Genomic DNA, 12,833 nt, shown 5'->3' on the forward strand with positions numbered 1-12,833 from the left:
ACATTACTAATACGCCATAAGGCGAGGGTGAAGCCTGGCCTAATTAAAGAGAAAACAACGAAGAAAGGGAGCTCTTGACATGGTGCCGCATAAGAAAAAGGCCTCTGCATAAGCAAAGGCCTTGATCCATCAATGAAGGTCGGCGCAGTGGCCTAGAGTGGTCCTGAATTCATCACGGTAGACAGGTCCTCGATCTTTCCTGTTTTGATACGGTGGTTATAGATGTCTTCCATATCCTTATAGACCTGGAACACCTGGAAGAAACCATGCCAATGCGAATAGTCGGGACCATTCATGGCGGTTCCCTGTCTGGCTCGACGGCCAGTGTGATGCCACAGATAGTACATCAACTCCTGAAATCCGTCTTTCCACGGGTCTTTCTTGAGCAACCCCTTGGCCTTGAGATCCTTCTTCATGCTCACGGCCTTGTCCCAATACGCATTGTACAGAGAGACCGCGTTATCCAAAAGATCCCGCTGGTTATTGGTATGCATGGAACTATGACAGCTCTTGCACACCTTGCGCATGAGTTTGTCACCCTTTTCTCCATCACCGCGCTCGTTCTTGCGAAGCTCACTGCGAGGATGCATAAGATCCCACTTCAGCCGCTCGTTCACGTTATGCGTGGTGCTCAATTCACCGATACCGGCCATATGACAGACCGCACAGGTCGGTGCATCGTAATCGCCCGGTTCCCACGTATCGGGAGCGGCCTCGAAGTTCCACTTTTCACCATGAGCGAGATACATCTGCCCATGTTTCGATTCGTGATAAATCTCAATATTGGGATGATCCGGGCCAAGATGGCAGGATGCGCACGCCTCGGGTTTCCGAGCTTCGGACACCGAGAACTGATGGCGGGTATGACAGACCGTGCAGGTACCGATGGAGCCATCGGGATAGCGAGTTCCCACGCCACCCGGCCAGGTGTTGTTGATCGGTTTGTTATCCGCACCGAGTTCAACCTTGGTTCCGTGACACATCTGGCAGCCGGCAGCCCGGGAGGCCATGTTCGGTCCCGACCCCTTCTCAAGACCCAAAATCATGCCGCCCTCGTTGGTGTACATGAGCGTCTGAAACTTGGGGATATCCAACACTGGCCGTCCGGCAAGGTGCGCGTGTCCCGACTTCAGGAACTGCTCGACCTCACGGGGGTGACACTTGGAACACGTCTTTGAAGACACCATGGGCGACGTATAGATATCCGTCCCTTTCAGGCCTTCACACTGGCTCGCCATGGGGGAATCCTTTTCAACGACATGACAGTCGTAGCAGGAAACCGTGGCGTGTCCCATCTTTCCATTTTTCCAATTTTCAATGATGCCAGGTGTCTCTTTCGAATGACACTCAATGCATTGTTTGGCCGCTTCGGTATATCCCCGATGGACCAACAATGTCTGCGTCTCCAACTCGATACCCTCTGTCTTTTGGGTCTGGCCTTGAGCCAAGCCCACAGCGGGTAGAAGAAGACTGAAAAGCCCGGCGATCAGGGCTGAAACAACGTTTCTCTTCATCATCTCTCCTCGATTCCTCGTGCAATATGCACAGTATTACTTGCCATAAAACGTCTTGATTTCCGTTATCATGTTTTTGTGGCCCACATGCTCATGGCAATCCACACAGTGTTTATCCAACGTCCCCAACAGGTATTGCCTATGGGCCAAAATTCCGGAGGTCTTCATCCCCGTGGGTGTCAAATTCTGATGACACCGGCGACAGGCGTTGTCGTAGGTAAATTCCCGACGAGAACGGAGCCGTTCAATCCATGCATAATTTTCCGGATCGATGGTCATGTTCAGGAGTATGTCGCGAGTGCCGGTGTAAGCCTTGGCACTCACATACTCGACGAAATCACCATGTGGCAGATGGCAGTCAACACATTGAGCCACGACCCCTTTTTCATTGGCTCCACCATGTGGTGCATTTGTCCATGCGGTCCTGAAAGGCTGCATGACATGACACGTCACACAAAAGGAGTCGGTGTTCGTCACCTCGATCATGAAGCCCGAGGCAAGCACACAGACCGCGGTCAGAAAAACTCCCACGAGTATTCCCGGCCACCAGCGTTTGCCCTTGAGGGACGGTTTGTTATGAGGATGCATCCATATATTCCTTCCTTACCGTTGCAGTGTGAATAGGACAGTCTTCAAACCACGCATTCGAGCCGACCTTCGCGCTCACAGGGTGGTTGCCCGACCCGAGAAACGCGAGTATGACCAAACAAATTCCATGCCACTCTTTCGGCACGAAGATTGAATCGAAATATCAGGTAGCACTGGACATTTTCAGAAAAACCGTTGGTTTTTCCAGTTTTTTGGTCCGCACATTGTCATATATACATGACACCATTCAGGTTGATCGGACGCTCTGTCAGACACAGCACACACTCGGTCCCTGCGGAGGAACTCATGCACCACGACGATCAATATTCCTTAAAAAGAAGGCTGAGATGGCCCATCGGATTCGGCCTGCTCTGGTTTCTTTTTCTCTTCGCTTTGGCTGCATGGAGTGCGGAATCAGAACACCATCATTTTCTGAGCACTGCCGAACGCCGCGCCAAAACCTTGTTCGAACAGATGGTCCTGGTCCGCTCATGGAACACGGGCCGCGACGGTATTTTTGTCAAAAGCACACCGGATTCTCCTCCGAACCCGCACCTGAAACCGCAGGACCGAACACTGACAACGGACAACGGCACACTCTATTCCCGCCTGAACCCGGCTTACATGACCCGCCAGCTCGGCGTTCTTTCAGAAAAACAGGGCAATGTGGTCTTCCACATCGCGGGTCTTGAACCCATGAGCGCAACCAACACGCCCGACCCGTGGGAAAAGGAATGTCTCATCAGTTTCGAATGGGGCGGCGTGGAACGTTTCCAACTGGTGGATTCGCCATCGGGAAAGCTCTTCCGCTACATGGCTCCATTGAAAATCGAAAAGAAATGTCTGTACTGTCACCCAAAATCCGCAGGAAAGAAAAAGACACTCGGTGGCATATCCGTTTCCTTTCCGGCCGAAGCCCTGATCGCCGCGCGCAAGGATTCCGTGTCCCGAATTCACATCACGTTCACCCTGATCGGACTGGTTGGCCTGGCCGGAATCATGGTTTCGACGTACCAGATTTTGCGAAAACGAGATGAAGCCCAACGGGCCAATGACGCCAAATCCATGTTCATTGCCAACATGAGCCACGACATGCGGACCCCGCTCAACGGCATCATGGGCATGACTGAACTCGTTGAGAAACGAGGACTAAATACCGAGCAGCAACGACACATTCTCATGGTCCGCCAATCCGCACGAAATCTCCTTGAAATTGTCAATGACATCACGGAATTCTCACGGCTGGAATCCGGTCATCTCGAACTGTCCGAATCCCCCTTCGACTTTCAAGCACTTTTGGATGAAACTCTCGAAATTTATACGTTCTCTGCCGAAGCAAAAGGCCTGACCCTGCACAACACCATCACGTCAACCGTCCCCCGAATCCTGATCGGCGACGCCTTCCGCATCAAGCAGATCATCGGCAATCTGGTGGGCAATGCCATCAAATTCACCAAGGAAGGAACCATCTCCATTCTTGTCGAACAAAGTGCCGTACCGCCCTTGGGCAAGAAAGACATCTGTCTGCAAATCAGCGTCAAAGACACGGGCGTCGGGATTCCGGAAAAAGAATTTCACCGCATATTCGACAGTTTCCGTCAAGTTGATGATTCCTACGCAAAACGCCATGTGGGAACGGGATTGGGGCTTGCTATCTGCAAACGGCTCATTCACATGATGGACGGTGACATCCGGGTCCACAGCCGTCTCGGGTATGGAACAACCTTCTCATTCACCATCCGATTGCGGGCAGGAGACGCGGATATCCCCACGATCACCCAAAAACCGTCATCCGACACGATGGATACCGCCCGGCCCAAAAAGATCCTGTTGGTAGAAGATAACGAGTTGAATCAGTGCTTTTTCCTGAGCGTTCTTCGTGATGCCGGGCACACTGTGATCGGCGTATCCGAAAGCGAGGCCGCACACGAACAATTGAAACACAACGAGTTCGACCTAATTTTAATGGATATACAGATGCCCGGCATGGACGGGCTGGAAATCAGTCGCCGGATCAGAAATGGAGACTTCGGGTCCACCCCGGATATCCCCATCATCGCCATCACCGCATCCATTGGCCCTGACGTCGAAAAAAGTTGTCACAAAGCCGGAATGAATGGCTATCTGAAAAAACCAATTTCCAGCGCGGACCTGCTCCAGGCCGTCAACCCCCTTGCTGCGACAGCATCGGAGACCACCATGAATACCCCGTCACCGCAGTCCACCAAGATTCTGGACCCACAGGCCGCACTCGCGAACCTGAACGGCAAGCACACCTTGTACGGCACGCTACTCCAGACCTTTCTCGTGGATACTCCACAAAAAATCACCGCACTGGAACAGGCCGTTGCCACGGCAAATCACGCCGAGGTGCACCGCCTGTCTCACGCCATCAAGAATTCGGCAGCACTGATCCAGGCCAACCAGCTTGCCGAGTTGGCCCTCGCTCTGGAGAAATTCGATCACGACACCGATGACGATATCGAGCCGTTGCTGACCGCGCTCAAAACCACCTACGAACACACGGTTTCAGCGATCACTCTCAACCAGGAGGCACACCATGGGTAAAATCCTTTTAGTCGATGACGAACCACTCCAACATATTCTCTTTCAAGATGTTGCCGCCGATCAGCAGCACGAATTCGTCGGGGCCTTTACCTTGGAAGACGGAAAAACTCTTGCCCGGGAAACCGCGTTTGACATGGTGTTTCTCGACGTCATCCTGCCGGATGGCAACGGTATTGAAAACGTCCAGACCTTCAAGGCCTATCCCGGCAATCCCGAAGTGGTCATCATCACCAGCAAGGGGGATATCTCCGGGGCTGCCAAAACACTTGAAGATGGCGGCGGAGCCTACCTGCTCAAGCCCCTGTCCGTTGACCGCATCGAACAATCCGTCAAGGAAACCTTCCGGTTCCGCAAAGACAACCACGCCCTCGGCGAAACCACGGTCTGCTGCACCAATATCCTTGGTGGCCCACGTATCGAAGCGTGCAAAAAGCAAACGGCCAAAGCGGCCCATTCCTCGGTGCCGGTCGTCATCTATGGCGAAACAGGCACCGGCAAGGAACTGTTTGCCCGTGCGGTCCACGACCACAGTCCTCGCGCCAAGGGACCATTCGTGGCACTGGACTGTGCGTCCATCTCACCGTCCCTGATCGCTTCTCTGCTGTTCGGCCATGTCCGGGGAGCCTTCACTGGCGCAGACCGGGACCGTCAGGGCGTGGTAGCCATGGCCCACAACGGCACCCTCTTTCTCGATGAAATCGGCGAACTCCCTCTGGAACAACAAGCCTCGCTTCTGCGCATCCTCGAAACGCACCGGTTCAGGCCCGTCGGAGGACAGCACGAATTGGAAAGTGATTTCAGACTCGTCGCTGCAACCAATCGGAATCTTGAAGAAATGGTTCTTGAAGGGACATTTCGAAGCGACCTGCTGTATCGACTCCAAGGCGTGACGATCAACCTGCCGCCCCTCCGGGACCGCATTGAGGACATCGAACTGCTTGTCGAGCACCGATTGCACGAATCTGAATACAACGACAAAACCGTGAGCAAGGAATTTCTCGCAACTCTCCAAAGCTATGACTGGCCCGGAAACGTGCGGGAACTCATTCATACCGTGGACAGTGCGCTTGCCGCAGCCTACGACAGCCCGGTGGTTTACGCGCGCCACCTGCCCATGCAAATCCGTATCAAGGCCGCCCAGGCCCATCTGGAAACACTCCCGGATCACCTGACACCGAACACCCCGTTTTTCCCAACGCTCAAGGAATACCGTCTGAAAACTGACCGGGAATATGTCCAGAACCTGCTCAAACACACTGAAGGCAACGTCAAGAAAGCAGCGGAAATCGCCGGAATATCGCGCGGCTATCTCTATGAAATGATGAAAAAATGTGGACTCCATCGATAACCGTCCGATCAGTATAAAAAGACAGGCCCGGTGCATGATGCGTCGGGCCTGTCTTTTTTGAGGGAGGCTGAAAATCGACTTACTTTCTGGAACCAAAGCCCTGTGAAAGAGCACTCCCGAAATGGCTGCATTGCACCACGCAGTCACCGCAGTTGGTACATTCGGGATGAATTTTCCGTTCCCGGGGGTCCAACCCATACGGACAACTTTTCATGCACGGAGAAGGATTTTTCTCGGAACAGATACATTTGCTTGCGTCATATTTGACCCGGAATCGACGTGGCAAGACCAAGCCTGCGGCCTGAAGCAACAGGGATTGAGGACAACAATACCGGCACCAGAAATGTCCACCGCCAGCCATATCAAGGACCGATGCGGCGGGAAGCAGCCAGAAACCGGCTGGAATCGTGCCGGACAACCACAAGGTCTGCATGGTTCGCGTGTACCAGCCCGGAAGGGACAATTGATTGAGCATGGGTGGAAAGGCCATGGCTCCAAGTCCCACCACAACAATACCTACCACGACAGCCTTGAAAAGCCAGCCGCGTGAAAAACGGTTCCGTCTCTTGACGAACGGCAACTTTTGCATCAGGTCCGCAATCAAGCCATACGGACAAATCCATGAGCAAAAAACCGGTCCCATGATCACGGCAAGGGTCAAGGATAACAAAGCACCGATGGTCACGGTCCACGAGAGGCTCCAAGTGGAGAAAAAGACTTGCAGTGCCGCAAGGGGATCAGCAAATGGAATTCCAAATATTTCAAGGGACAACAGGTTACCTGTCACAATCCGAATATCAAATCCGTTGATCCATGGAATCGCGATAAAGGACAACGCAACAAGGCATTGACAGGCTCGGCGCACATGATTTCGATGGAGTTTCATCACGCCTCGCTCCTGACTTTTTCATGAATCCGTTCCCGTGGAATCAGCGTAATGGCATGGCGGGGGCACACATAGGCGCACACGCCACAACCGACACATTGATCGGTAATGACGGGCAGATAGCCGTTTTCAAGCACAATAGCCGTATTGCGCATGGGACATTTTTCAAAACAGGTCCGGCAAATGACCGCCCCCAGATAGGTAAAACACTGGTTCTTGTCCAAAAAGGCCGCGCCCATATCAGCGTCCTTTTGTTCGATTGCCGAGATGGCCCCAGTCGGACAGGCCGGGCCACAATGCATACAAAGAAAACACGGGGCTTTTTCCGGATCGATATACGGGGTACCGGCGGTCATCGGATTGAGACCTTCCGTAATTTTCAAGGCGTCAAAACGGCACGCTTCAACGCACTTCCCGCAATGAATGCAATTTTGCAAAAACCGTTTCTTGTCACCCGCTCCCGGAGGAAGCAGTTGTGTGGAGGACATGGCTCATACCTTTTCCTGCGCCGGGTCCCGGTGTGACGTCGGGACCCGGCATGGCAGGCTGTTCAGGAGGTTATACAGGATGGAGTGGCGACTCTAGTCCTGTTCGTCTTCAACGTTGACGTAGGTCGTATACACGGCAAGAACGCCGTCAGTTTTTTCCCATTTTTCCAAACGCTTCTCCAAGGTTTCGGACGGCATTTCGCCGACAACGACGAGGTATTTTTCCTCATGCAGACCATAGACCTGCATGTCGTCAGTCGCCTCGACCTTGGCCCGGACTTCGTCGGTCTTGTCCTTCAGGGTATGCAGAATAATGCCGATGATCGCCATGCTACACCTTCCTGACTTTACACGCGCAAATCTTGAATTCAGGCTGTTTTGAACCGGGATCAATGGCATCAATGGTCAACTCGTTGATGAGTTTGTCCGGATCAAACCACGGGACAAACACGAGACCGGGATTGCAGACATCGCCGACACGGGCCTGGAAGACCATGGCTCCACGCCGGGAAATCAGCTCCACATTGTCACCATTCTGCACTTTCAACCGAGCGGCATCCTGGTCATTGAGTTCGACATAGGCTTCAGGGAAGGACTTGTTGATCTCCGGGACCTTGTTGGTCATGGTGCCGGTGTGCCAATGGTCGATGACGCGACCAGTGGTCAACACGAACGGATACTCGGCATCAGCAGGCTCTGCCGGTGGCTTCTGCGGCCGCATCCAGACGATCGCCCGACCGTCCGGGTTGCCGTAAAACCAATATTTGTTGGGATAATCCTTGGGAATATTCGGGTCTTCGCCTCGAACGTAACGCCGTTTGGTCCCGGGGTGATCCTCGGTCGGACACGGCCACAAAATACCGGACTCCTTACGTAAACGCTCACGCGTGATGCCCTTGAAATTGTATGGCGTGATGGAAGAGACCTCGCGCCACTCATTCCAGACATCCGTGGAATCCTTGTACGGAAGCAACTTGGGATCAACCCCCATCCGGGTGGCCAGATCGACGAGAATATTCACAGAATCCCGGCACTCACCCGGCGCGTCAATGGCTTTGCCAACCAGAGCGTACCGGCGTTCGGAACACCCAAACACCCCTTCACGTTCAACCCAAAAAGAGGGAGGAAAGACGACGTCGGCGAATTCAAGCGTCTTGGCATCACTGAATGCCTCGATACAGGCCATGAAACATTTTTTCATGCCGGAATTGTATTTGAGCAGGTTGGGAAGCGAATGGGCTGGATTGGTACACAATGTCAGCAGACAGTTGACCTTCCCTTTATTCATGGCCTCAAACAGGGCCATGGTATGCAGGCCGGGCTTCGGATTCAATGAATCCTTGGGAATGCCCCACTGTTTTTCCACCTGATTGCGATGTTCCCGCTTGGCAATGACCCGCCCAGCAGGCAACAGGTGCGAAAGCCCGCCGGTATCGCGCACGCCACCACAGGCATTGGGCTGGCCGGTCAATGAGAACGGCGAAGAACCGGGTTTGCCGATCTTGCCGGTAATCAAATGCAGATTGCTGATGAGATTGTTTGCCCAGACGCCACGTGTGCGCTGGTTGGCTCCCATGCACCACAGAGACAGCGATGCCGGAGATTCACCGAACATGCGGCCAGCAGTCCAGATATCTTCCGCAGACACACCGATGGTATCCGCAACTTTTTCAGGCGCGTATTCTTCGAGGAATTGCAAATATTCTTCCAGGGAATGGGAGTTTTTGCCGTTGTCCTTGAAATGGACGTACTTCCGAATAAACCGGGGATCGTCCAATTCTTCCTTGAAAATGACGTAGGCCATGGCATTGAGCAGTGCGAGGTCGTTTCCGGCCTTGACGCGCAAATGCAGGTCCGCGATCCGCGCGGTGTTGGTTGTCCGGGGATCAACCACAATCACCTTGACCTTGGGATCATTCTGCTTGCGGGCAGCGATCCGGCGAAACAACACCGGGTGACACTCAGAGGTATTGGACCCGAAGATGAAAAAACAACTCGTGGCGTCAATGTCTTCGAAACAGCCGCACGGTTCATCCTTGCCAAACGTCGTGGTGTATCCACCCACGGCAGAGGCCATGCACAGCCGGGGATTTCCTTCGACATTATTGGTTTTGAGTCCGGCCTTGAACATCTTGCTCGCCAGATATGTCTCTTCGGTCAAGGCCTGACCAGAGCCATAATATCCCACGGAATCAGGCCCGAATTTGTCAATGCTTTCACGGAACTTGCGGGCCGTGAGGTCAAGTGCTTCATCCCAGGATGCCGGTTCCAGCTTGCCATTCCGACGAATGAGCGGTTTGGTCACGCGTTCCTTGGCATAAATGACCGGGGCCAACAACGCGCCCTTGAGGCACAGCAACCCTTTATTATGGTTATTGGGGTCACCCTTGACAGTGATGACCTTGCCGTCCTTGACGCCGACCATCACACCGCATCCGGTGCCACAGTAGCGACAGACCGCTTTACTCCAAAAATCAACGCCGTCACCGGCCTTGGCCTTGGTCGGAATACCAAGAGCCGTCAATGCCGACAGTGCAGCGACTTGTTTGATGAAATCCCTTCTGGAAAGGCTCATTTCCGTCTCCTTCTCAATACCGTGTTAGTTGACGGTCTGTTTGGACATGGTTTTCTGAAATGCTTCGTGATGAATGGAATTCTGGTGATACGGGTGACAGTCGTTGCACTGTGGCCGCAGACCGAATTTGGCTTCCATCCTGTTCACCGCCGGATCATGGCACTTGCGACACACAGTATCCGGATCGGGATCGACCGCGAACTTCGTGGCTCCCTTGCCGTCCGGCTGCCCGTGACACACGAAACATTTGACGAGCAACATCCCGTGTTTTCCCTCGTACCAATCCTGGGCGATCTTCGGTGTGGTCTTCAGGTGACAGGCGTAACAATCGCCCGCCATTTTCGACTCATCCGTCAGATGCTTGGCCTCACACCGTGTTTCGGGAAACGCGGCATGGACATACGCATAAATGCCAACGGCAACGACAATGACCGCAAGCCCGGCCAATGCCGACCATTTTCCAATTTTGCCTTGAAACAGTGCCATTACATGCCCTCCTCTTGTGCCGCCAATCGTGCAGCAAATTCGGCATTCTTCTCATACCGTCTGTCAAAAACGGGAAGGTGCGCCACGTTCTGATGACAATCCGCACATCCCTTGCCGGTCTGTCCATTGATCCCCAAATACGCGTCATGGGCCAACAATCCCTCGCGGGACAAGGCTTCGCCCTTGACGTTTTTCTTCAGGTCCTCATGACAGGCACGGCAACTGTCATCCGGCACAAACCGCCGAGCCGACATCTGCAATTCCCTTCGATAAAAATCCTCCGGGTCGCCAAACGTATGGACAACCACGTCCTTGACTCCCAAATACGCCTTCAACGCCACATATCGCGGCCCAAATTTCGCGGGCATGTGACACTGACGACATTCGATCGGTTTTTTGTCCTTGTCCACGACATGCGATGAAAATTGCAACTCAGCCTTATGCTGCTTCATCTCATGACAGGACACACAAAAACCGGTCGTGGAGGTCTGCTCGAATGCCACCGCGCTCACGACTGCAATCGCCAGCACGCAGCTCACCGAGAGGACAATGGTCCGGACCCCTCCGGGTAACCCCTTTTTCATGATTCCTCCTCAACTACCGATGTGTGTTTCATGATCTCCCTTCCACTCTCACGTCACGCTGTGCCCGTGGTGTTCTGGCACCTCTATTTCAAAGTTCATGCCATATATTCATTCCATCCTTGGATCACTAAACCATTAAATTTCAACAAACTTTGCACGCAAAAACAGACTAAAAGGAGAGAATGTGTCATGTATTAAAGACAGGGTGTTCAGCCATACCTGAACATGTCATGTATTCATGACAAAATACAGACAGCAAACTTTTTTTCTTCAAACGCGAAAGAACAAATACTCAGTGTCAAACCATCAACCTTCATTTTCCATTTGATATTGAGGCGGGAGGATGTACAAAAAAGCAGTGCCTCCTGACGCGCTGTAGACCCGACGTCGCGTCCAACTGGTCGGGCCACACCGCACCGATTTGCCAAGGCTTTCAAGTGTCGGTACTCATGGGCGTGGGCTTGATAACAATATTTTAACGGGTGAAGGAATCATATGTCGAAACACACGGACGGCGGTCTCGTCCCCTGCACGGAGTTGGGGGGAAATCTGAAAAGCTATCTGGATGTGCTCTCAGCCATTGTCTGGCGCATTGATATTGTCGGCAAGGAAATCTCGTTTCTCAATACCTTCACGTTCCAACCACACGAAGAAAAAGTCCGGGCCATCATGCAGAATCCCCAGTCGGCCCAACGCATGATTCTTGCTGATGACAGGGAACGATTCCAACAAAGTTACAAACAACTCCTGCACCGCCAGAAAACAACCTGCATCTTTCGAATACAGATGGAAAACGGCATGAGCCATTGGTTCAAACTCGCGGGAATGCCGGACCCCGAACATCCCACCTGTTCCATCGGCGTGCTCATGGACATCTCGTCTCATGTCAGCACCATCCTGGCCACGGAAGGCCGTCCCGGACTATCCGTCAAGATCGATCTCATTGATGATCCCGTGCTGCTCGTCCGATTTGCTGACCGCTCCGTCAGCATCGTCAACAAGGCGGCGGATCAATTATTGGGATACAGCATAGACCAGTTGGCCGACCTCCATCTGCAAGACCTGTTGCGAGACACCCCCGGCACTGATCTTTTCCAGATTTATGAAAGCCTGATCTTTTCCGATTATTGGAATGGAGAACTGTACGTTACCGACAGCATGGGACGAAGCCACCAATGTCTCGCACGCATTCAGGTCATTGCTCGGGACGAGGAAAACCTGCTCTGGATCACCCTGTCACACCAGAACGACTGCAAGGCGTGCAAAGGCGTTCCGGTCCGGGGCAATGAGACGCTTCCCACCAAGGCCGTCAGTGCTGCCATGCGCAAAAGCACCACGGTCAAGGCCCTGCTGGACAGTATGCTCCGGGCCTTGCCGCACGACAGCCCCACTGATGCGATCATGTTGTCCAAGATATTCATCGACAAAGGCATTGTCGCCGTCACTGGCGTCGGGGAACCGTTTGGAGGACAGCTCGAAGACCTGGTGCATCCGTATGAAGGGTCCATTGCCAAAAACATCGTCCATTTCGAACTCGACAAGCATGTGGTCATGGAAACGTCCAAGAGTATCAAACCCATTGATTGGGCACTCTTCATCCCGCACGGCATCCACTCATATTACGCACACCCCTTTTTCGAAAACGGTATACTGACCAAGGTCCTCATTTTTTGTTCGACACAAAAAGGGAGTTACGACCCTGATGCCGATGCGCCACTGTCCGCATTGCTTGACGACTTTTTCACCCATCTCAACCGAATTCTCAAAAAACATCCATAAAGAGCTGGTCCAACCAC

At 53.1% G+C, this 12,833-nt stretch carries 11 protein-coding genes; 3 read left to right on the top strand and 8 right to left on the bottom strand.

What is annotated here, in order from left to right:
* Nucleotides 1–152: 152 nt before the first annotated feature.
* Together GO013_RS03315 and GO013_RS03320 are read right to left on the bottom strand one after the other, a co-directional pair.
* Nucleotides 153–1,514, bottom strand: coding sequence for a multiheme c-type cytochrome (locus GO013_RS03315; RefSeq protein WP_203529371.1), 1,362 nt, complete (start codon nt 1,512–1,514; stop codon nt 153–155).
* Nucleotides 1,515–1,550: 36 nt separating this feature from the next.
* Nucleotides 1,551–2,102 (bottom strand): NapC/NirT family cytochrome c, encoded by a 552-nt coding sequence (locus GO013_RS03320; RefSeq protein ID WP_163808635.1) that lies wholly within the window; start codon nt 2,100–2,102, stop codon nt 1,551–1,553.
* A 306-nt stretch (nt 2,103–2,408) separates the two neighbouring features.
* On the opposite strand from GO013_RS03320, the gene GO013_RS03325 reads away from it, so the two are divergent.
* Together GO013_RS03325 and GO013_RS03330 are read left to right on the top strand one after the other, a co-directional pair.
* A complete protein-coding gene (locus tag GO013_RS03325; RefSeq protein ID WP_163808636.1) occupies nt 2,409–4,670 on the top strand; it encodes an ATP-binding protein in 2,262 nt (753 codons plus the stop codon).
* Nucleotides 4,663–6,018 (top strand): sigma-54 dependent transcriptional regulator, encoded by a 1,356-nt coding sequence (locus GO013_RS03330; RefSeq protein WP_163808637.1) that lies wholly within the window; start codon nt 4,663–4,665, stop codon nt 6,016–6,018. The genes GO013_RS03325 and GO013_RS03330 overlap by 8 nt, the downstream gene beginning before the upstream one ends.
* Nucleotides 6,019–6,097: 79 nt before the next feature.
* Here GO013_RS03330 and GO013_RS03335 read toward each other — a convergent pair whose 3' ends face one another.
* From GO013_RS03335 to GO013_RS03360, 6 genes are all read right to left on the bottom strand, one after another.
* Nucleotides 6,098–6,904: a 4Fe-4S binding protein gene (locus tag GO013_RS03335; RefSeq protein WP_163808638.1), complete on the bottom strand. Its 807-nt coding sequence runs from the start codon at nt 6,902–6,904 to the stop codon at nt 6,098–6,100.
* On the bottom strand, nt 6,904–7,392 hold the full coding sequence (locus GO013_RS03340) for a 4Fe-4S dicluster domain-containing protein (protein WP_163808639.1): 489 nt from the start codon (nt 7,390–7,392) through the stop codon (nt 6,904–6,906). Before GO013_RS03340 ends, GO013_RS03335 begins: the two co-directional genes overlap by 1 nt.
* Nucleotides 7,393–7,485: 93 nt before the next feature.
* Nucleotides 7,486–7,722, bottom strand: a complete 237-nt coding sequence (locus tag GO013_RS03345; protein WP_163808640.1) for a chaperone NapD — start codon at nt 7,720–7,722, stop codon at nt 7,486–7,488.
* A 1-nt stretch (nt 7,723) separates the two neighbouring features.
* Complete coding sequence (locus GO013_RS03350) at nt 7,724–9,967, bottom strand: nitrate reductase (RefSeq protein WP_163808641.1); 2,244 nt, start codon at nt 9,965–9,967, stop codon at nt 7,724–7,726.
* A 24-nt stretch (nt 9,968–9,991) separates the two neighbouring features.
* A complete protein-coding gene (locus tag GO013_RS03355; protein ID WP_163808642.1) occupies nt 9,992–10,453 on the bottom strand; it encodes a hypothetical protein in 462 nt (153 codons plus the stop codon).
* Nucleotides 10,453–11,037 carry a NapC/NirT family cytochrome c gene (locus tag GO013_RS03360; protein WP_163808643.1) on the bottom strand — a complete coding sequence of 195 codons (585 nt, stop codon included), beginning with the start codon at nt 11,035–11,037 and terminating at the stop codon, nt 10,453–10,455. The genes GO013_RS03355 and GO013_RS03360 overlap by 1 nt, the downstream gene beginning before the upstream one ends.
* Before the next feature lie 495 nt (nt 11,038–11,532).
* On the opposite strand from GO013_RS03360, the gene GO013_RS03365 reads away from it, so the two are divergent.
* Nucleotides 11,533–12,816 (top strand): PAS domain-containing protein, encoded by a 1,284-nt coding sequence (locus GO013_RS03365; protein ID WP_163808644.1) that lies wholly within the window; start codon nt 11,533–11,535, stop codon nt 12,814–12,816.
* Nucleotides 12,817–12,833 lie beyond the last annotated feature (17 nt).

It is taken from the genome of Pseudodesulfovibrio sp. JC047 (genome assembly GCF_010468615.1).
Taxonomy (GTDB): domain Bacteria; phylum Desulfobacterota; class Desulfovibrionia; order Desulfovibrionales; family Desulfovibrionaceae; genus Pseudodesulfovibrio.